The sequence below is a fragment of the Thermomonas hydrothermalis genome, from assembly GCF_900129205.1.
Taxonomy (GTDB): domain Bacteria; phylum Pseudomonadota; class Gammaproteobacteria; order Xanthomonadales; family Xanthomonadaceae; genus Thermomonas; species Thermomonas hydrothermalis.
Genome location: NZ_FQUK01000022.1, coordinates 22,514 through 42,673 on the forward strand (window position 1 = coordinate 22,514; position 20,160 = coordinate 42,673).

General features: G+C 66.8%; 18 protein-coding genes. 12 read left to right on the plus strand and 6 right to left on the minus strand.

All coding sequences use genetic code 11. The features are described from left to right. Positions 1 to 64 precede the first annotated feature (64 nt). The 5 genes from BUA29_RS07430 to rph form a co-directional block, all read right to left on the minus strand. Positions 65 to 406: a PilZ domain-containing protein gene (locus BUA29_RS07430; protein WP_072755978.1), complete on the minus strand. Its 342-nt coding sequence runs from the start codon at positions 404 to 406 to the stop codon at positions 65 to 67. Beyond that, the gene (locus BUA29_RS07435) at positions 396 to 2,600 is read right to left on the minus strand and encodes a DUF1631 family protein (protein WP_178137905.1); all 2,205 of its coding nucleotides are present in this window, start codon (positions 2,598 to 2,600) and stop codon (positions 396 to 398) included. The genes BUA29_RS07430 and BUA29_RS07435 overlap by 11 nt, the downstream gene beginning before the upstream one ends. A gap of 74 nt (positions 2,601 to 2,674) precedes the next feature. After that, entirely contained in the window at positions 2,675 to 3,862 is a 1,188-nt protein-coding gene (gene hemW / locus BUA29_RS07440; protein WP_072755980.1) for a radical SAM family heme chaperone HemW, read from the minus strand. 8 nt (positions 3,863 to 3,870) lie between these two features. Then, positions 3,871 to 4,473: an RdgB/HAM1 family non-canonical purine NTP pyrophosphatase gene (gene rdgB / locus BUA29_RS07445; protein ID WP_072755981.1), complete on the minus strand. Its 603-nt coding sequence runs from the start codon at positions 4,471 to 4,473 to the stop codon at positions 3,871 to 3,873. Between the two features lie 4 nt (positions 4,474 to 4,477). Then, positions 4,478 to 5,203, minus strand: a complete 726-nt coding sequence (gene rph / locus BUA29_RS07450) for a ribonuclease PH (RefSeq protein ID WP_072755982.1) — start codon at positions 5,201 to 5,203, stop codon at positions 4,478 to 4,480. 205 nt (positions 5,204 to 5,408) lie between these two features. Here rph and BUA29_RS07455 point away from each other — a divergent pair, with 205 nt between their 5' ends. The 6 genes from BUA29_RS07455 to recG all read left to right on the plus strand — a co-directional run bounded on the left by BUA29_RS07455 (position 5,409) and on the right by recG (position 12,195). Beyond that, complete coding sequence (locus tag BUA29_RS07455; protein ID WP_072755983.1) at positions 5,409 to 6,275, plus strand: YicC/YloC family endoribonuclease; 867 nt, start codon at positions 5,409 to 5,411, stop codon at positions 6,273 to 6,275. 31 nt (positions 6,276 to 6,306) lie between these two features. Continuing rightward, positions 6,307 to 6,924 carry a guanylate kinase gene (gene gmk, locus BUA29_RS07460; RefSeq protein WP_072755984.1) on the plus strand — a complete coding sequence of 206 codons (618 nt, stop codon included), beginning with the start codon at positions 6,307 to 6,309 and terminating at the stop codon, positions 6,922 to 6,924. Positions 6,925 to 7,037: 113 nt separating this feature from the next. Further along, positions 7,038 to 7,337 carry a DNA-directed RNA polymerase subunit omega gene (rpoZ, locus tag BUA29_RS07465; RefSeq protein ID WP_072755985.1) on the plus strand — a complete coding sequence of 100 codons (300 nt, stop codon included), beginning with the start codon at positions 7,038 to 7,040 and terminating at the stop codon, positions 7,335 to 7,337. Positions 7,338 to 7,451: 114 nt separating this feature from the next. Continuing rightward, entirely contained in the window at positions 7,452 to 9,632 is a 2,181-nt protein-coding gene (locus BUA29_RS07470) for a RelA/SpoT family protein (protein WP_072755986.1), read from the plus strand. A gap of 48 nt (positions 9,633 to 9,680) precedes the next feature. After that, a complete protein-coding gene (locus BUA29_RS07475) occupies positions 9,681 to 10,070 on the plus strand; it encodes a RidA family protein (RefSeq protein ID WP_072755987.1) in 390 nt (129 codons plus the stop codon). A gap of 34 nt (positions 10,071 to 10,104) precedes the next feature. Beyond that, the gene (gene recG / locus BUA29_RS07480; protein WP_072755988.1) at positions 10,105 to 12,195 is read left to right on the plus strand and encodes an ATP-dependent DNA helicase RecG; all 2,091 of its coding nucleotides are present in this window, start codon (positions 10,105 to 10,107) and stop codon (positions 12,193 to 12,195) included. A gap of 5 nt (positions 12,196 to 12,200) precedes the next feature. Here the strand turns inward: recG and BUA29_RS07485 are convergent, their stop codons facing one another. Further along, positions 12,201 to 12,575 carry an ArsR/SmtB family transcription factor gene (locus tag BUA29_RS07485; RefSeq protein WP_072755989.1) on the minus strand — a complete coding sequence of 125 codons (375 nt, stop codon included), beginning with the start codon at positions 12,573 to 12,575 and terminating at the stop codon, positions 12,201 to 12,203. A gap of 131 nt (positions 12,576 to 12,706) precedes the next feature. Here BUA29_RS07485 and BUA29_RS07490 point away from each other — a divergent pair, with 131 nt between their 5' ends. The 6 genes from BUA29_RS07490 (at position 12,707) to BUA29_RS07515 (ending at position 20,040) form a co-directional block, all read left to right on the plus strand. Continuing rightward, positions 12,707 to 13,996, plus strand: a complete 1,290-nt coding sequence (locus BUA29_RS07490; RefSeq protein ID WP_072755990.1) for an NAD(P)/FAD-dependent oxidoreductase — start codon at positions 12,707 to 12,709, stop codon at positions 13,994 to 13,996. A 111-nt stretch (positions 13,997 to 14,107) separates the two neighbouring features. Beyond that, entirely contained in the window at positions 14,108 to 14,314 is a 207-nt protein-coding gene (locus BUA29_RS07495; protein ID WP_072755991.1) for a YgaP family membrane protein, read from the plus strand. Beyond that, positions 14,301 to 15,392, plus strand: a complete 1,092-nt coding sequence (locus BUA29_RS07500; protein WP_072755992.1) for an efflux RND transporter periplasmic adaptor subunit — start codon at positions 14,301 to 14,303, stop codon at positions 15,390 to 15,392. Before BUA29_RS07495 ends, BUA29_RS07500 begins: the two co-directional genes overlap by 14 nt. A 13-nt stretch (positions 15,393 to 15,405) precedes the next feature. After that, the gene (locus BUA29_RS07505) at positions 15,406 to 18,642 is read left to right on the plus strand and encodes an efflux RND transporter permease subunit (RefSeq protein ID WP_178137906.1); all 3,237 of its coding nucleotides are present in this window, start codon (positions 15,406 to 15,408) and stop codon (positions 18,640 to 18,642) included. 20 nt (positions 18,643 to 18,662) lie between these two features. After that, positions 18,663 to 19,007 carry an OsmC family protein gene (locus BUA29_RS07510; protein ID WP_072755994.1) on the plus strand — a complete coding sequence of 115 codons (345 nt, stop codon included), beginning with the start codon at positions 18,663 to 18,665 and terminating at the stop codon, positions 19,005 to 19,007. A 52-nt stretch (positions 19,008 to 19,059) separates the two neighbouring features. Continuing rightward, positions 19,060 to 20,040, plus strand: coding sequence for an IS5 family transposase (locus BUA29_RS07515; protein ID WP_072755831.1), 981 nt, complete (start codon positions 19,060 to 19,062; stop codon positions 20,038 to 20,040). Positions 20,041 to 20,160: the final 120 nt, after the last annotated feature.

A 20,160-nucleotide genomic window follows, 5' to 3' on the forward strand; every position in this document is an offset into this window, starting at 1 on the left:
GTGAGGAAGAAGCAGCGATTGTCGCGCATTGGCCGGCGCACTGCAGGGGCGTGGCGCTCCGGCGTCAGTGATCGGGTTGTTCCGTCCACAGGCGCAGGCGCTGGACAGCCTCCGGTGCCAGGCCGAGAAAGCGCATCCCGACGCAGAACTGCCCGGGTGCCCCGGCCCGATCCTGCCAGAGCACATGTGCGCCGACTTCCAGCGGTGGTGCACCAGGCAGGCCATCCGGAAGCTGGAAGCGCAGCTGGAACAGGGCATCGTCGGGCAGACGATGGCGGGCGATCAGCAGCATGCCGCCGACCGAGACATTGCCGAGGTGGCCCAGGGATTCCTCGCGGATGGTGTCATACACGTCCACCATGCCAGGAACCGTGCGGCGAACCTGGCGGCGCGATTCAATCGCCATCGGGCACCTCCGCAGTGGCTAAGGCGGCATCGCTGGCACCCGTGCGTTGCAGGCTGGCCAGCAGCGTCTCCCAAGCCGCTTCCGCCGGGGTGACGTCGCGTTCCAGAATGCGCAAGTGGCCGGCAGCCAGCATCCGCGCCAGCACATCCAGATCTTCGGTACCGATGCGCTGACCACGCCGGTTGAGCAGCAGGGCCTGGGCGGTGTGCGCGCTCACCCAGGCCAGACGCCGGCGTAGCGGGTCGTCGTTGGGATCCAGCAGCTCCACCCAGACCGGGCAGGGCAGGGTTCGCAAGCGCTCGCGGGCGTCCTGTTCGCTGGGCGTCAGCGGTACCGGAGGCGCGGCCTGCGGCTCGCTGCCTTCGCCCAGCCGGGCGCGGGCGCGCAGTTGCACCAACAGTTCGGTACGCGAAGCCAAGCCCTCGTCCGCTGCGGTCTGAACCAGTTGCGCGGCGATGGCGGCGGCATCGGCGCCGTGGTAGCCCACCTGCGCCAGCGCGTCACGGATGCGGCTGGCCAATGCGTCGTCGTCCGGCGGCGGCACGGTGCCGGTCAGGATGTCGATGATGCGCGCGCTGGTGTCGAGCACCTCCTGCCAGGCGCTGTCGTGTTCGCCGCTGCGCAGGTGGGTCAGTGCCAGCACGTCGAGCCAGGCCTGCTCCAGCAGGATGCTCTGGAAGCGCCCCAGGCTGCGGCCCCCGCGTAACCCATCCAGCACCTGGGCGGCCCGCTGCCGGGCCAGCGCCAGCTTTTCACGACCGCGGGCGGCTTCGATCTGTCGCCGTTCCGCCATCTCGATCCGGCGCGCCTGCGCCATCAGCCCTGACTGCAAGGTTTGGTTGGCCTCGGCAAAAGTTTCAGGCTTGCCGTCGTCATCTTGCTGCACGGAGGTGACGGCACGCTGCAACAGGCCCAGCCACTGGTTGTCGATGTCATCTGCGGCCAGCCAGCGCGCACCGGCCACCGAGACCGCGTTCAACAGCTGCCGCGCTGGATGGGCCGGTTGGGTGAAAAAGCCGGGGTCGCGCAGAACCAGCTGCAGCAGCGGCAGGCGCAGCCGTTCCACCAGGGTGTCGCCCGGGCTGCGCGGGCGCAGCTGGCGGCGTAGTTGCGCCAGATACAGCGACAGCAGCTCGAAACTGTCGTTGTCGGGTGTGGCCAGCGTCATGCCATGGCCATGCGTCTGGCGGGCCTGGGCCAGCAGGATCTGCCGGTACTCGTCCAGGCTGGCGGCCGGAACAGCCTGGCGGCGCAGGTGGTGCAGGGTGTCCAGCAGTTCGGCTTGCGACAGAGGCTCGCGCGCAGACGGCGCGGTGCTGCCTGGGCGCAGTTTGTCGAGCAGCAGGCGGCGCTGTTGCAGCAGCGCCCGCAGCGCGTTGAAGTCTGGCATCGCCGCGGCAGTCGTGTGGATATCTGCCGGGGTGGCCCGGTTGGGGGATGCCGGACGGGTGGCGTCGGCGTTGGAGGGTGCGGTGCTGCGGCGGGTCGAGGACGGTTGAACACGCACCGGGATGAAGCTCAGATGCGGCAGGATGCCGTCCTGGATCAGCCGGGCGTTGCAGGCATCCAAGAGCTCCGGATAGAGCTCGGTCATGCGCTTTTCGAATTGCAACAGCAGCAACCGGCGTGCTTCGCTGGGCAGCTGGAGGGCGTCGGCGGCGTCCAGCAGCACCCGGCACAGCGAATACGGGCCCAGCGGCAGCTGCTCGCCCTCGAGTGCCGGCGTGGTGGCCAGCACACCCAGCCGGTGCCCGAGCAGCTGCAGCGCCAGGCTGTTGCGCGCTTCCAGGCGGCTGGCGACGTTGGCCAGCGTGGCCTGTTCGTCCAGGGTCGCCTCGTCCAGAAGGGCTAGTTCGCTGGGGGCGACGGGGGTGGGTTCCGGTGCCTTACGGGGGGTCTGCAGGTTGGCCAGGGCCGATTCCAGCGCGGCCAGGAAGCGGCGCGAGAACGCTGCAGCATTGCGGCTCAGGCCATACAGTGCGGCCTGACGGGCAGCCTGCTGTGGTTCGTCGGTATCGACAGGGGTGGCCTGCGCCAGGGCCTGCCCGGTGTCTTGCAGAAGCAGTGGCAGCTGCGGCTCCAGGCGGGCGCGCAGTTCGGTCTGGACGTTTTCGAGCGCCAGTTTGGCGCGGCGCGGCAACGCGGCGTCTGCCAGCGTAGCCGCCTGCAACCGGGATGGACTGTCCAAGCTCACCGCGCTGACACTCCTTGTGCGCCACGTCTGTCGCATGGTATGCGCGATTGACGGGCGTCTCAATCGGGGTGTCTTCAGTCCAGGAACAGGGCGATCACGTCGTTGGCGAAGCGCCGGCCGAGTTCGGTCGGGCGCAGGTGGTCGGGGGCTGCCTCCAGCCAGCCGCGCGCCTGCGCGACTGCCAGCTTTTCGGCAATGACAGCCCGTGGCAGGCCGGTGCGGGCTTCGAACATGGCCACCGGGACGCCTGCGTTCAGGCGCAGCGCGTTGAGCATGAAGTCGAACGGTAGTCGTTGTGCGGTCAAGGTTTCTTCGCCGCCGATCGCCTCTGGATGCCCGGCTTTGTCCAGATACAGCCCAGGATGGCGGATTTTCCAGCGGCGCAGGATGCGGCCTTCGGCGGCCAGGGTCAGTTTGCCGTGCGCGCCGGCACCGATGCCCAGGTAATCCCCGAACTGCCAGTAGTTGAGGTTGTGCACGCATTGCCGCCCCGGTCGGGCGTAGGCGCTGATTTCGTACTGGGCAAATCCTGCGGTGGCCAGGTGTGCCTGGCAGGCCTCCTGCATGTCCCAGGCGGTATCAGGATCGGGCAGGTCGTCCGGCGGTCGGGCGGCAAAGCGCGTGCCCGGCTCGAGCGTGAGCTGGTAATGGCTGATGTGGGCAGGTGTCAGCGCGATCGCCCGTGCGATGTCGTCCAGCGCCTGTGGCAGGGACTGGCCCGGCAGCGCATACATCAGGTCCAGATTGAGGTTGTCCAGGCCGGCGTCCTGCGCCGCTTTGACCGCACGCTCGGCGTCGCCGGCGGTGTGGATGCGGCCCAGCCGCTTGAGGCAGCCGTCATCGAAGCTCTGCACGCCGATGCTGAGCCGGTTGATGCCCGCAGCTCTAAACCCCTGAAACGGCCCGTGCTCCACCGTGCCAGGGTTGGCCTCCAAGGTGATTTCGACATCCGGGGCGAAACGCAGCCGGGCACTGGCCTGCTGCAGAAAGCGGTCGATCACCTGCGGCGGAAACAGCGAGGGCGTGCCGCCGCCGAAGAACACGCTGTGCACCACCCGTCCCCAGACCAGTGGCAGCTCGGCATCGAGGTCGCGCAGCAGGGCGTCCACATAGGCGTCGAAAGGCAGGGGGCCTTTGCCCTCGTGTGAGTTGAAGTCGCAATACGGGCATTTGCGCACGCACCACGGCAGGTGCACGTACAGTGCCAGCGGCGGCGGTTGCAGCAGACCGCCCGGCAAGGCGGCATCGCCCGGCAGTGTCATGGTGGCTGTCACGTGTCGATGCCGGGTGTGTTGGCCAGCAGGGTGCGCAGGGCCTTGAGCGCACGGCCGCGGTGGCTGTCGCGGTTTTTGATGTCCGGCGGCAGTTCGGCGGCGCTGCAGCCGTGCGCGGGTGAGAAGAACACCGGGTCGTAGCCGAAGCCGTGCTGCCCGCGGCGCGCCTGCAGGATGCGGCCTTCCCAGCGGCCTTCGGCGATCAGCGGCAGCGGATCTTCGGGGTGTCGCACCAGCGCCAGCACGCAGACGAAGCGGGCGCTGCGGTCGGCATCCGGGATGCCTTCGAGTTCGCGCAGCAGGCGGTCGATATTGGCGTCGCTGTCGCCATGGCGGCCGGCATAGCGCGCCGAGTACAGCCCGGGTGCGCCGCCGAGGGCATCCACGCACAGGCCGGAATCGTCCCCGAGTGCTGGCAAGCCGGTGGCGCGGGCGGCGTGGCGGGCCTTGAGGATGGCGTTTTCGATGAAGGACAGCCCGGTTTCCTCGGCGTCCGTGACGCCAAACTCGGACTGGGCGTGCAGGGTGATGCCTTCGCCCAACAGGTCGCGTAGTTCGGCAAGCTTGCCGGCATTGCTACTGGCCAGCACCAGGCGCATCACGTCACTCCGCCAGTGCTGCACGTTGCGCCGCGAACAGGGCGTGACAGCCCTGTTCCGCCAGGGTCAGCAGGGCATCGAGCTCGTTGCGGCGGAAGGCATGGCCTTCGGCTGTGCCCTGCAGTTCGATGAAGCCGCCGCCGTCGTTCATCACCACGTTCATGTCGGTATCGCAGTCGCTGTCCTCGGCATAGTCCAGATCGAGCACCGGTACACCGCGGTAGATGCCCACCGAGACGGCGGCCACCGCGCCCAGGATCGGGTCGCGCTTGAGTTCGCCTGCCTTGTGCAGGGCGGTCACGGCATCGACCAGGGCGACATAGGCGCCGGTGATGGCTGCGGTGCGGGTGCCGCCGTCGGCCTGCAGCACGTCGCAGTCGAGGGTGATGGTGCGTTCGCCCAGCGCTGCACGATCGACACAGGCGCGCAGGCTGCGGCCGATCAGGCGCTGGATTTCAAGTGTCCGACCGCCCTGTTTGCCTCGCGCAGCCTCGCGTTCGCTGCGGGTATGGGTGGCGCGCGGCAGCATGCCGTACTCGGCGGTGACCCAGCCCTCCCCTTTGCCGCGCAAAAAGGCGGGCACCTTGGCCTCGACGGTAGCGGTGCACAGCACCCGCGTTTCGCCAAAGCTGACCAGCACCGAGCCTTCGGCGTGGCGGGTGTAACCGCGTTGCAGGGTGACGGCGCGCATCTGCTCGGGTGCGCGCCCGCTGGGGCGGAGTGAGGTCATGCAGAAAATCCCGGAAAGCCAAACGGCGGGAGGCCGGCGCGCCCATCGGCGGGCTGCGGCCGGTGCGCAAGCATGGCCGAGCGCGACCTCGGCATGCAAGGGAACCGTTGAATATCGAGGGCTGCGCCAGCGCAGGGGGAGTGGGCCAGCGGCTATGGTGGCCCGTCCTGCATTACCATGCGCGCTTTGCAATACGGGGACAGTCATGATCCGCAGCATGACCGCTTATGCCGCCGGTGAGCGCAGCACCCCCTGGGGCGTGCTGTCGGCCGAGCTGCGCGCGGTGAACCACCGGTTTCTGGAGCTGGGCCTGCGGCTGCCGGAGGAGCTGCGCGCGGCAGAACCGGTGCTGCGCGAACGTGTCGCCGCCCGGGTGGGGCGCGGCAAGCTGGAACTGGTGCTGCGTTTGCGGGCGGCCCAGACCGGCGAGTCGCTGCAGTTGGATACCGCCTTGGCCGCCCAGCTGGGGACGCTGGCGCGGCGGTTGCAGGCAGAGCAGTTTCCGCAGCTGCAGGTGTCTTTTGTCGAGCTGTTGCAGTTTCCGGGGCTTTTGCAGGCGGCGGCGGTGGATGGCGAGGCGTTGCAGCACGAGGCGCTGGCCTTGCTGGATGCCGTGCTCGATGAGTTCACCGCTGCGCGCGAGCGGGAAGGCGGCAAGCTGGCGGCGGTGATCGGTGAACGGGCCGAGGCGATTGCCCGGATCGTCGTCGAGCTGCGCACCCTGTTGCCGCAGATCCGCGCGGGTCAGCGGCAGAAACTGCAGGCGCGCCTGGCCGAGCTGGCCCAGCCAGCCGATCCAGGGCGGCTGGAGCAAGAGCTGGTGCTGTGGCTGCAAAAGCTGGACGTGGACGAGGAGCTGGATCGCCTCGACAGCCATCTGGCCGAGTTGCGCCGGATCCTGCGTGGCGGCCGGGAGCCGGTGGGCCGGCGGCTGGATTTTCTCCTGCAGGAGTTCAACCGAGAGGCCAATACCCTGGGCAGCAAGTCGGTGGACGTGCGGACCAGCAATGCCGCGGTCGAACTGAAGGTGCTGATCGACCAGATCCGCGAGCAGATCCAGAATATCGAATGAACCAGGACCTCCCATGACCGGGCCAGTTGCCATGCGCGGAACGTTGTTCATCGTCGCCGCTCCCTCGGGAGCCGGGAAATCCAGCATCGTCAATGCGGTGCTGGCCCGTGACCCGGACATCCGGCTGTCGATTTCGTTCACCTCACGGCCGCCGCGCCCGGGCGAGCGCCAGGGCGAGCATTACCACTTCGTCAGCCGCGAAGAGTTCGAGGCGATGGTGGCGGCCGGGGAGTTTTTCGAATACGCGATGGTGCACGGCGACTGGAAAGGTACCGCCCGGCAGTCGGTGGAACCGCTGCTGGCCGAGGGGAAGGACGTGCTGCTGGAAATCGACTGGCAGGGCGCGCGCCAGGTGCGGGCCAAGGTGCCGGATGCGGTGAGCGTGTTCATCCTGCCGCCCTCGCGTGCGGCGCTGGAGGAGCGCATGCGCAAACGCGGCCAGGACAGCGAAGAGGTGATCCAGCGCCGGCTGGCCGCTGCCCGCGAAGAGATGAGTCACTACCACGAGTTCGACTACCTGATCGTCAACGAGGTGTTCGAAACCGCGGTGGAGCAGATGCACAGCATCTTCACGGCCAGCCGCCTGCGCCGCCAGGTGCAGCAGGTTCGGCACGCCGAGTTGTTGCAGACCCTGCTGGGCCAGCCGTGAGGCTTGCGGCATAAGTCCATGATTTGAAAGGGTTGGCCTTGCGCAGACGGACGCAAGCCGGTATTCTTGCGCCCCTTTCGATGATGTGGCGGCCGGATGGCCGCAGGACAGACATGGCCCGGATTACCGTCGAAGACTGCCTGCAGGTGGTCGATAACCGCTTCGAACTCGTGATGATGGCAGCCCGCCGCGCCCGTCAGCTGGCGGAAGGCGTGGAGCCGAAGATCGACAACAGCGAGGCCAACGACAAGCCGACCGTGCTGGCGTTGCGCGAGATTGCCGCACGTGCCATCGACGCCGATTTCATCGACGCGGTGGAGAAGGCCGAGCGTGAGCGCAAGGAGCGCGAGGCGCTGGAGTGGGCGGCTGCCGAAGTGGTCGCCGGCGACGACGACCTCAAGGGCGACGACTGACCCACCCTGCGGTCTGCAAATTTCGACGCATCACCCGACGGCCCGCATGGGCCGTCTTGCGTTTGGGGGCAGGGGTTTCTTTACCACTGGCTGCGGCGCGGGTAGTCTCGGGGTATGCCGACGACCGATCCCGCCCTGCCTGTCTATCCCGCCGCGTGCGATGACGACGTGGTGCCGGACTATGTGCAGGCCCTGGAGCAGGCGGCGCATTACCTGAACGACACCCAGAAAGCCATGCTGCGCCGAGCCTGGGCGGTGGGTGCGGCGGCGCACGCCGGGCAGAACCGCAAGTCAGGCGAGCCTTACATCACCCATCCGGTGGCGGTGGCGCAGGTGTTGGCCGAGCAGGGGCTGGACGTGGAGACGCTGGTCGCGGCGATCCTGCACGATACCCTCGAAGACACGCCGCTCACCCGTGCCGATATCGCAGCACAGTTCGGGGAGACCGTGGCCGAGCTGGTCGATGGTGTCACCAAGCTGGACAAGGTGCAGTTTGCCAACCGGCAGGAGGCGCAGGCGGAAAGTTTCCGCAAGATGCTGCTGGCGATGGCGCGTGATCTGCGGGTGATCCTGATCAAGCTGGCCGACCGGCTGCACAACATGCGCACTCTGGGGGCGCAGTTGCCGGAAGCGCGTCGGCGGATCGCCATTGAAACCCTGGAAATCTACGCCCCAATCGCGCAGCGGCTGGGCATGAACCTGGTCAAGTCGGAGTTGCAGGATCTGGGTTTCAGGGCCCTGCATCCGTGGCGGCATGCGGTGATCGAAAAGCGCATCCGCAGCCAGCCGTTGGCGCGACGTGAGGCGCTGGCGCAGATCGAGGCGCGATTGGCCCAGCGGCTGGCCATGGAAAAGCTGGAACACCGTCTGGTCGGGCGGGTCAAGACGCCCTGGAGCGTGTATTCGAAGATGCGGGCGGAGGGCCGCAGCTTCGATCAGGTGATGGATGTGTTCGGGTTCCGCATCGTGGTCGATACGGTGGCCGACTGCTACCACGCACTGGGCGTGGTGCATGCGGCGTACAAGCCGGTCGATGGCCGCTTCCGCGACTTCATCGCCATTCCCAAGGCCAATGGCTACCAGTCGCTGCACACGGTTCTGTTCGGGCCGTATGGCGCGCCGATCGAGGTGCAGATTCGTACCCGCGAAATGGATCTGATCGCCGAGCGCGGGGTGGCGGCGCACTGGGCCTATAAAGCCGGCGAAGGCAGCAGCGGCAATAGCGCCCAGGCCCGGGCGGCGGCCTGGATCGCAAGCCTGGTGGAAAGCCAGCGCGGCACCGGCTCGTCGCTGGAGTTTCTGGAAAACGTCAAGGTCGATCTGTTCCCCGACGAGGTGTACCTGTTCACACCCAAGGGCGACATCCTGGCGCTGCCACGCAATGCCACGGCGCTGGATTTTGCCTATGCGGTGCATACCGATGTCGGCAATCATGCCGTCACCGCGCGGATCGACAAACGGCTGGCGCCGCTGCGTACCCGGCTGGTCAGCGGCCAGACCGTGGAGATCATCACCGCCAAATCAGCAGCGCCGAGCGCGCAATGGCTGGAATTTGTGGTGACCAGCAAGGCGCGTACCGCCATCCGCCAGCATCTCAAGCAGCTGGAGCATGAGGATGCGGTGCAGCTTGGGCATTACATGCTGGATCGTGCGCTGGGTGTGCTCGGTACTGCACTTGACCGCATCCCGATGGATCGGCTGGAGGCGTATCTGGCAGAGAATCGCTACTCCCGGCTGGAGGCGCTGCTGGCCGACATCGCGCTCGGCAATCGGATGCCGGTCCAGGTGGCACAGGCGCTGGCGCAGCCGGCGGAAGGCGCGCCAGCCGATGTCGCCATTGCGCAGCAGCGGCCGGAAGAGCGCATCTTCATCACCGGCGGCGAGCGCGGCGTGATCAGCTTTGCCCAATGCTGCCAGCCGATTCCGCGCGATCCGATCATGGGCTACCACACCGCCGGCAAGGGCATCGTGGTGCACCGGCTGGACTGTCCCCACGTCAGCGAATACCGCAAATCGCCGGAACGCTGGGTGGCAGTGGACTGGGCGCGTGAAGTCACCGGCAGTTTCAGTGCATCGATCCGCATCGACGTCGAAAACCGGCCCGGCGTGTTGGCGCAGGTCGCCGCGGCGGTGGCGCGAGCCGAGTCCAACATCGACCGGGTGGAGTATCTGGAGCGCGACCGCAGTATCGCGGTGCTGCGCTTTGGCATCGAAGTGCGCGATGACCGGCATCTGGCCGAGGTGCTGCGTGGCGTGCGCCGGTTGCAGGTGGTGCAGGACGTGCAGCGGGGATGAGCGCCGGCGCGGCTACAATCCGGGGCGTGTGTCCTGTTTGGAGCCCTCATGTCCCGCACCCCGATCCAGACCGATGCTGCCCCAGCCGCCATTGGCCCCTATTCGCAGGCGGTTCGCGCCGGCGAGCTGGTGTTTCTGAGTGGCCAGATCCCGCTTGACCCTGCCACCGGCGAGCTGGTGGCCGGCGATATCCGCGCCCAGGCGATGCAGGCCTTTGCCAACCTCAAGGCGGTCTGCGCAGCCGCTGGCGGGAGTCTCGACGATGTGGTGCGGGTCGGGCTGTACCTGACCGACCTGACCCAGTTTGCCACTGTCAATGCGGTCATGAGCGAGGTCTTTACGCCGCCGTATCCGGCGCGCTCCACCATCGAAGTATCGGCACTGCCCAAAGGGGCCGGGTTCGAGGTCGATGCGGTGATGGTGCTGAAGTCCCGCTGACGCCGCGTCCCGCTGTTGCCAGAGGCGCCCCGTCATGCCGGCCCCGCCGCGTCCTGCCCTCGTTGAAGCCGATACGCCGATCACGGCGCTGCGCGGCGTCGGGCCTGCCCTGGGGAATGCGCTGGCTGCCCGTGGCCTGGTCAGCGTGCAGGATCTGTGGCTGCATCTGCCACGCAGCTACGAAGACCGCACCCGGCTGACCGCGATCGCCGCCTTGCAGCCCGGCGTATCAGTGCAGGTGGAAGGCCGGGTGGAGGCGGTCGAGCGCGCCTTTCGTTACCGCCCGCAGCTCAAGGTGGCCCTGACCGATGCGACCGGCACCTTGCTGCTGCGGTTTTTCCATTTTCGGGCCCAGCAGGCGGCGCAGTTTGCGATCGGTGCGCGAGTGCGCGCCTATGGCACGCCACGGCTGGGCCCGCAGGGGCTGGAGATCGTGCATCCCAGCTACCGCCTCCTGGGCGAGCACGGGCATGACCTGAGCGAGACATTGGATCCGGTTTATCCGGCGATCGAGGGCGTGGGGCCGGCAAGCCTGCGTCGGCTGATCATGCAGGCGCTCGACCACCTGCCAGAGGAGGCGGCGCTGGAACTGCTGCCGGAGGACTGGTTACGCCCCCTGGGCCTGCCGACGTTGCGCAGCGCGTTGTTGACCCTGCATCGCCCGCCGCCGGACGCTGATCTGGCGGCCTTGCAGGCGGGCCGGCATCCGGCGCAGCGGCGGCTGGCGTTGGAGGAACTGCTGGCTCATCAGTTGGGACTGCGCCGGCAGCGGCTGGCGTTGCAGGCCGAAGGCGCACTGCCGTTGCGCGGTGATGAAACCCTGGTCGCACGCCTGTTGCACCGCTTGCCATTTACGCTGACTGCGGCGCAGCAGCGGGTCTATGCCCAGCTGCGCGAGGATCTGTGCCGGCCGCGTCCGATGCTGCGACTGGTGCAGGGCGACGTGGGCAGCGGCAAGACCGTGGTGGCCGCGCTGGCCGCCCTGCTGGCGGTGGCCGATGGTCGGCAGGTGGCATTGATGGCGCCGACCGAGCTGCTGGCCGAGCAGCACTACCACACCCTGCACGGTTGGCTTGCGCCGCTGGGCGTGCGCCTGTGCTGGCTGGCGGGCAAGGTGACCGGCAAGGCACGGGCGCAGGCATTGCAGGATGTCGCCTCCGGTGCAGCGCAGGTGGTGGTGGGCACGCATGCACTGATGCAGGACGGGGTGGAGTTTCATGACCTGGCGCTGGCCATCATCGACGAGCAGCACCGCTTCGGTGTGCATCAACGGCTGGCCCTGCGTGACAAGGGACGGCGTGGCGTGCCGCACCAGCTGGTGATGACGGCCACTCCGATTCCGCGCACGCTGGCGATGAGCGCCTACGCCGATCTCGATGTCTCTGCCATCGACGAGCTACCGCCAGGGCGGACCCCGGTGACTACCATTGCGCTGGCAGTCGAACGCAGGCCGGAGCTGATCGAGCGCATTCGCCTCGCCTGCGCGCAGGGGCGGCAGGTGTATTGGGTGTGCACCCTGATCGACGATTCCGACGAAGTACAGGCGCAAGCCGCACAGTCCACCTTCGAAGCCTTGCAGGCGGCGCTGCCAGGCGTGCAGATCGGGCTGGTGCACGGGCGGATGAAGCCGGCGGAAAAGCAGGCCACCATGCGGGCGTTCAAGGACGGTGCGCTGGCGCTGCTGGTGGCCACCACGGTGATCGAGGTGGGTGTGGATGTGCCCAATGCGTCGCTGATGGTGATCGAAAACGCCGAGCGGCTGGGCCTTGCGCAGTTGCATCAGTTGCGCGGACGGGTTGGGCGAGGCAGCACGGCATCGACCTGTGTCCTGCTCTATCAGGGGCCGCTGTCGGCGCTGGCGCGACAACGTCTGGATACGCTGCGCCAGACCAACGACGGGTTTGCCATTGCCGAAAAAGACCTGGAACTGCGCGGCCCCGGCGAACTGCTCGGTACCCGCCAGACCGGGCTGGCCAGCTTCCGCATGGCGGACCTGGGGCGCGATGTCGATCTGCTGCCGCATGTGCACGCATTGGCCGATCGCCTGCTGCGCGAGGCGCCGGAGCAGGCCGAGCGCATCGTCGCGCGTTGGGTGGGCGGTGCCGCCCGCTATGCGGCGGCGTGATCGGCTCAGGCGGCCGCGCAGGTGCGGGCGTCGTCGCAGTAGAGCTCGTGCAGCAGTTGGATGATCCGCCCGGCCGGCCCGTCTGCCAGCGAGTAGTAGATCGTTTGTGCCTCGCGGCGGGTGTTGACCAGTCCGCTTTCACGCAGCAGCGCCAGATGCTGTGACAGCGCTGACTGGCTGAGCGGCACACGGGCATTGAGTTCGCTGACCGAATGTTCGCCGCCGGCCAGTAGGCACAGCAGCAGCAGCCGGTTCTCGTTGGCCAGTGACCGCAGGATGCGTGCGGCATCACCGGCGTGCGTGCGCATGGCCTCGGCGTCGATGCCGGATAGCGTGGTGCCTGTGGTTGGCGTTCGGGGGCGGCGGGGGGTGGCGTTCATGGGTCGGGGATTATCGGCAGCTGTAGGCAACCTGGCCTGAGCGATGGCTTGATTTTATATCAGTTGACACTAATATTAGCAACAGTTAAAGTTGCGGCACTTCCGGAGACCACCTTGAGAGGGGATTTGACATGGCCAAGATCGTTGTGATGGGTGCGGGGCTGGGCGGGATGAGTGCGGCCTATGAGCTGCGCGAAACGCTCGGCAAAGGACACGAGATCATCCTGATCGGGCAGGGCGGAAAGTTCAGCTTCACGCCGTCCAACCCGTGGCTGGCAGTGGGCTGGCGTACGCCGGATGACATCACCCTCAACGTGGCCGACTACGTCGGAAAGCACGGCATCGTCTTCAATGGCGATGGGGTGGCCAAAATCGATGCCGAGCACGATGCCGTGATCACCGGCAGCGGCGAGCGGATTGACTACGACTACCTGCTGATCTGCACCGGCCCGAAGCTCGCATTCGACGAAGTGCCGGGAACTGGGCCGGAGAACGGCTACACCCAGTCGGTCTGCACCACGCCGCATGCTGAACACGCCTGGAAGGCTTACCAGGCGTTCCTGCAGAACCCCGGCCCGATCGTGATCGGTGCGGTGCAAGGTGCCAGTTGCTTTGGCCCGGCCTACGAGTTCGTGATGATCGTCGATGCCGATCTGCGCAAGCGCAAGCTGCGCGATCGCGTGCCGATCACCTTTGTCACCAGCGAGCCCTATATCGGCCACATGGGCCTGGGCGGGGTGGGTGACTCCAAGGGGCTGATGGAGTCGGAGATGCGCCAGCGCCACATCAAGTGGATCGAAAACGCCAAAGTGGCCGAAGTGCGCGATGGCGAGATGACGGTGGTGCCGCATGACGCCAAGGGCCAGCCGCTGGAGCCGCAGGTGCTGCCGTTCAAGTTCTCCATGCTGCTGCCGGCATTCAAGGGTGTGGATGCCGTGGCGGCGGTGGACGGGCTGTGCAATCCGCGCGGCTTCGTGATCGTGGACAAGCATCAGCGCAGCCCGAAGTATCCGAAGATTTTCTCGGCGGGCGTATGCGTGGCGATCCCGCCGGTCGAGCCGACCCCGGTGCCGACCGGTGCGCCCAAGACCGGCTTCATGATCGAGTCGATGGTCACCACCATCGTCCGCAACATCAAGGCCGAACTGGAAGGCCGGACCCCCGATTACGAGGGCACCTGGAATGCGGTGTGCCTGGCCGACATGGGCGATACCGGCGCGGCCTTCGTGGCACTGCCGCAGATTCCGCCGCGCAATGTCACCTGGACCAAGATCGGCAAGTGGGTGCACCTGGCCAAGATCGGCTTTGAGAAGTACTTCCTGTACAAGATGCGCAATGGCACCAGCGAACCGATTTACGAAAAGCACATCCTCAGCCTGCTTGGCATCGAGCGGTTGAAAGACGCAAAGCGCCCGTCTTGAGGTCGCGCTGACGGTCCGGATGTGCCTGCCCGTGTCGCGCCCGGCGTTGAGCCGGACGCGACAGCCGCAATGCAATCGTTTGATCTGACTTTATCTGCAAGGAGATCCCCCATGAACCTCGACCGTGCCGTGATGGCGTTTGCTGGCGTGATGATCCTGATCAGCGTCGCTCTGGTGTACTTCGTCTCGCCGAAATGGCTGCTGTTCACCGCCTTCATCGGGCTGAACATGCTGCAGGCCAGCTTCACCGGGTTCTGCCCGGCGGCGATGATCTTCAAGAAGCTGGGTGTGCAGGGAGGCGGCTGTGCGTTCAAGTAAGCGATTGCTGCTGCCGGCGGCGCTGACACTGGCGCTTGCCGCCTGTGGCGGGCAGACGCCGCAGGCCACCGCACCCGCACTTCCGGCTGGGTTTGCCACGTTCAAGGTCGAGGCTGGGAACGACATGCCCGGCCATAGCTGGGATGGCGTGGTGGAAGCGGTTCGCCGTGCTGATCTGGCGGCGCAGACCTCGGGCCGCGTGCTGGAGGTGCGGGTGGATGTGAACCAGGCCGTGCATGCCGGTGACGTGTTGCTGCGGATCAGCAATGTCGAGCAGGAAGCCGGCGCCAATCTGGCGCGCGCGCAGCTGCGTGCAGCCGAGGCGCAGGCCGTGGAGGCCGAGCAGAACTACCGGCGCTTTTCCGCGCTGGCCGATACGCAGTATGTCTCCAAGGCTCAGCTTGACCAGGCGCGCGCCGCCCGTGACGCCGCGGTGGCCGCACGCAATGCGGCAGCGGCCGCCGTGGCGCAGGCTAGCCAGCAGGCGGCCTACACCGTGGTGCGCGCACCGTATGACGGCGTGATCAGCCGGCGCTGGGTGGAACCCGGAGAAACCGTCGCGCCCGGCATGCCGCTGATGAGCCTGTATGCCCCGGGCGCGCTGCGCATCGAGGTGGCGGTGCCGCAGAGCCGTGGTGATGCCATTCGGCGCAATCCGGAAGCCACCGTGCTGCTGGCCGATGGCCGGCGAGTCACGCCCGCGAGCGTGGTGGTGTTTCCGGCGGCCGATCCCCTCAGCCACAGCGTCAATGTTCGGGTGAACCTGCCGACGCTGGATCCAGCGCCGGCTCCGGGCACGACCGCCAAAGTCGTATTCGCGGCCGATGCCGATGGTCCGGATGGACGCGGGGTGTCCATTCCTTCCGCCAGCGTGGCTCGGCGCGGTGAGCTGACCGCCGTCTATGTGGTGCAGGATGGCCGCCTGTTGCTGCGCCAGGTGCGGCTGGGCGGTCAGCGCGGCGATCAGGTGGAAGTGATTTCCGGGTTGAAGCCGGGCGATGTGGTGGCGCGCGATCCGGTGGCGGCACTGCAGGCGCTGGCGGCACAACGCAAGGCGATGGAGGCTGGCCGTGACTGATCGCCGCACGCACATGGGCATTTCGGGGCGGCTGGCGGCGGCGTTCCAGGCCAATCCGCTCACGCCGATCCTGGCCATCATGGGCCTGCTGCTGGGCCTTTTGGCCGTGGCCATCACGCCACGCGAGGAAGAGCCGCAGATCGACGTGACCATGGCCAACGTCATTGTCCCGTTCGATGGCGCCAGCAGCCGCGATGTCGAGCAGTGGGTGGCCACGCCGCTGGAGCAGAAGCTGTCCGAGGTCGAGGGCGTCAAGCACGTCTATGCGATCAGCCGCCCGGGTGTGGCCGTACTGACCGTCGAGTTCGAAGTGGGTGTGCCGCGGCAGCAGGCCCTGGTGCGGCTCTACAACCAGGTGTTCTCCAATGCGGACTTCGTACCGCAGCGGGCCGGTGTGGGCCAGCCGCTGGTCAAGCCCAAGGGCATCGATGACGTCCCGGTGATGGCGCTGACCCTGTGGAGCGACGATCCCCAGGTGGATGCCACCCGGCTGGCGCAAGTTGCCCATACGCTGGAAGCCGAGCTCAAGCGTATTCCCGGTACCCGTGACATCTACACCATCGGTGCGCCCGACCAGAGCGTGCTGGTGACCCTGGATGCCGCCAAACTTGCCGCGTACGGCATGGGCGTCAATGATCTGGCGCAGGCATTGCAAGCCGCCAATCTGGTGCATCAGGCCGGTGAGCGGGTGGATGCCGCCCAGGGGGCGGTGCCGGTCACCGCCGGTGCCTATCTGGCCAATGCCGATGATGTGGCCAATCTGGTGATCGGCAGCCGCGATGGCAAACCGATCCTGCTGTCCGATGTGGCCACCATCGAACCGCGTGGCGATCTGCCCTCGCGCTATGTCTGGCATGGCGCGCCTGCCGGACGGGAAGGCCCGAAGGCCGGGCTTGCGCCAGCGGTGACCATCGCGATTGCCAAGAAGCCTGGCAGCAATGCCTCCGACATCACCCGCGCGGTGGCCGAGCGCATTCAGCAGTTGCGTGGCGAGCTGATCCCGGATGATGTCAAGGTCACCATCACCCGCGACTACGGTGCCACCGCCACCGACAAGGCGCAGAAGCTGATCCAGAAGTTGGTGTTTGCCACCTTCAGCGTGGTGCTGCTGGTGCTGTTTGCGCTTGGTTGGCGGGAAGCCATCGTGGTCGGCAGCGCGGTGATTCTGACCCTGGCGCTGACCCTGTTTGCCTCCAAGGTGATGGGGTTCACCCTCAACCGCGTCTCGCTGTTTGCGCTGATTTTCTCGATCGGCATCCTGGTCGATGACGCCATCGTGGTGGTGGAAAACATCCACCGGCACCTGGCCATCCCCGATGCCGACGGCCGCAAGCGCACCCTGCGCGAAGTGATTCCGTTGGCGGTGGACGAGGTCGGCGGCCCGACCATCCTGGCGACGCTGACGGTGATTGCCGCGCTGATGCCGATGGCCTTCGTGTCCGGGTTGATGGGCCCTTACATGCGGCCGATTCCGATCAACGCATCGGTTGGCATGTTGCTGTCGTTGGCCGTGGCGCTGATCGTCACGCCGTGGCTGTCGCTCAAGCTGTTGGCTCGGCACGGTCATGAGGCCGAAGTCGACCACATACACGAGGAGCACCAGCAAACCTGGCTGCACCGGTTGTTCGAGCGGGTGATGTCGCCGTTCCTGCACGGCGAGCGCGCCGGCCGCAAGCGGGCACTGCTGTTTGCCTCGATGATCGGGCTGGTGCTGGTGGCGGCGTCGCTGGCCGTGTTCCAGCTGGTGGTGCTCAAGATGCTGCCGTTCGACAACAAGTCCGAGGTGCAGGTCGTGCTGGACATGCCGGAGGGCAGCACGGTCGAGCAGACCAGCGCCGTCCTGGCCGAGCTGGCGGCAGCCGTGGATACCGTCCCGGAAGTGCTGAACTACCAGGGCTACGCAGGCACTGCCTCGCCGATCAACTTCAACGGTCTGGTGCGCCAGTACTTCCTGCGCAACGCCAGCTACATGGGTGATCTGCAGATCAATCTGGTGGACAAACATCACCGCAAGCGGCAGAGCCATGAGATTGCCCTGGCGATGCGGCCGATGCTGACCAAGATCGCGCAGAAATACGGCGCCTCGGTGAAGGTGGTGGAAGTGCCGCCGGGCCCGCCGGTGCTCTCGCCGCTGGTGGCCGAGGTCTATGGCCCGGACTATGCCGGGCAGCGCAAGGTCGCCACGGCGCTGGCCAAGGGGCCGTTTGCCAGCACCGAGGGCATCGTCGATATCGACACCAGCGTGGAGGCCGATGCGCCGCGCGAACAGATCGTGGTCGATCGTGAGCGCGCCGCCCGCTTGGGTGTGCCGCAGGCGGCGATTGCCGATGCCATCGCGATGGCGGTGTCGGGGCTGGATGCCACCTATGTGCACGATGGTGTGTCCAAGTACCCGCGGCCGGTGCGGTTGCGTCTGCCGGCGCAGGACCAGGCGGCGCTGTCTTCATTGCTGGCGCTCAAGGTGCGCAGCACCCAAGGGCAGTTGGTGCCGTTGTCGGAGCTGGTGCGGGTGGTGAAAGCACCCTGGGATGGCGCGATCTACCACAAGGATGGTCTGCCTGTGGTGTATGTCACCGCCGATGAGGCCGGCAAGTTGGACAGCCCGCTGTACGGCATGTTCTCGGTGGTCAGCAAGCTGAACTCGCAGACGGTGGACGGCCAGCATCTGGCGCAGACCTTCATCCGCCAGCCGGATGACAGCAGCAACTACGCCATCAAGTGGGATGGCGAATGGCAGATCACCTATGAAACCTTCCGTGACATGGGGATTGCCTACGCCGCCGGGATGGTGCTGATCTACCTGCTGGTGGTCGCGCAGTTCCGCAGCTATCTGGTGCCGCTGGTGATCATGGCGCCGATTCCGCTGACCGTGATCGGCGTGATGCCCGGCCATGCCCTGCTGGGCAAGCAGTTCACCGCCACCAGCATGATCGGCATGATCGCGCTGGCCGGTATCATCGTGCGTAACTCGATCCTGCTGGTGGACTTCATCAACCAGGAAACCGCGCGCGGTGTGCCCCTGACCCGGGCGGTGATCGATGCCTGCGCCGTGCGTGCCAAGCCGATCGCCCTGACCGGCGTGGCGGCGATGCTGGGTGCGTTCTTCATCCTGGATGACCCGATCTTCAACGGCCTGGCGATTTCCTTGATTTTCGGCATCTTCGTCAGCACCTTGCTGACGCTGGTGGTGATTCCGCTGCTTTACTACACGTTGCGACAGCGCCAGCTTGCCGGCCAAAAGGCGGCATGAAGCCATGAGGAGGGTGTGCCGTGAGCGAAAGTGAAGGGATCCACCTGCTGCTGGAACAGGAAGGGCCGTATGCCTTTCGGGTGAGCTTCGAAGGCACCGGGCTAGACGCACTGCACACCGACGAGCCGGCCCCGTTGGGGGCCGGCGCAGGGCCAAGCCCGGCCCACCTGCTGCTGGCAGGCGTGGCCAACTGCCTGTCGGCCAGCCTGGTGTTTGCGCTGCGCAAGTTCAAAAACAATCCGGGCCCGATCCGCACCCGAATCACCGCGCGCCGCGAGCGCAACGCCCAAGGGCGCTGGCGCCTGCCGCGTGCCGAGGTCGAGATCCAGCTGGCGGATCCGGCCGCGTCGTTAGGGAAGGTCTGAACAACTCCGCCCGATTGCGCGACAATGCCTCACCGTGATCGGGGTGAGTGCGATGCAGCTGTCGTTCGGTGATGCCGAGGGTCTGGGGAGCCGCAAGCGCACGCGGCGCGAGGTGTTTTTGGCGGAGATGGAGCAGGTGGTGCCGTGGCAGGCGCTGCTGGGTCTGATCGAGCCGCACTACCCGAAGATGGGCCGTCCCGGTCGCCAGCCCTATCCGTTGGCGACGATGCTGCGCATCCACTTCCTGCAGCAGTGGTATGCGCTCAGCGACCCGGCGATGGAAGAAGCCTTGTACGACACGCCGGTGATGCGCCGCTTCGCGCAGTTGGGCGGGCTTGCCGACATCCCGGACGAGACGACGATCCTCAACTTCCGCCGGCTGTTGGAGACGTACGGGCTGGCCGAGAAGCTCTTCGAGCAGGTCAACGCCCATCTTCAGCGCAAGGGCCTGAGCCTGCGCAGTGGCACGATCGTGGATGCCACGATCATCAGTGCGCCGAGCTCGACCAAGAACAAGGCGGGCGAGCGCGATCCGGCGATGCACCAGACCAAGAAGGGCAACCAGTGGTTCTTCGGGATGAAGGCGCACATCGGCGTGGATGACGCGTCCGGTCTGGTGCACCACGTGGAATGCACGGCGGCGAACGTGGCCGACGTGACGCAGGTGCACAAGCTGCTGCACGGCCGGGAAGACACGGTGTGCGGCGACAGCGGCTACACGGGTGCCGAGAAGCGCGAGGAGCTGCAGGACGTGGACGCCGGATTCCTGATCGCGGAGAAGCCGTCGAAGCTGCGTGCGATGAAGAACGAGCGCGAGCGGCGCTACGCCGAGCGGTGGGAGCGCTACAAGGCCAGTCTGCGGGCGAAGGTGGAGCACCCGTTCCGGGTGATCAAGCGGCAGTTCGGCTACACGAAGGTGCGCTACCGCGGCCTGGCGAAGAACGCGGCGCAGGTGCTGACGCTGTTCGCGCTGTCGAACCTGTGGATGGCGCGCCGGCGTTTGTTGCCGACGACGGGAGCAGTGCGTCCGTAAGGCGGGGAAACCCGCCAAAAACCGCCCTGCACGGGCGAAATCCGGCTCGAAAGCGACGCCAGGCCGGCGCCACGATGCCGCAATCCGGGCGGCAGAGCGGGTTGTTCAGACCTTCCTTAG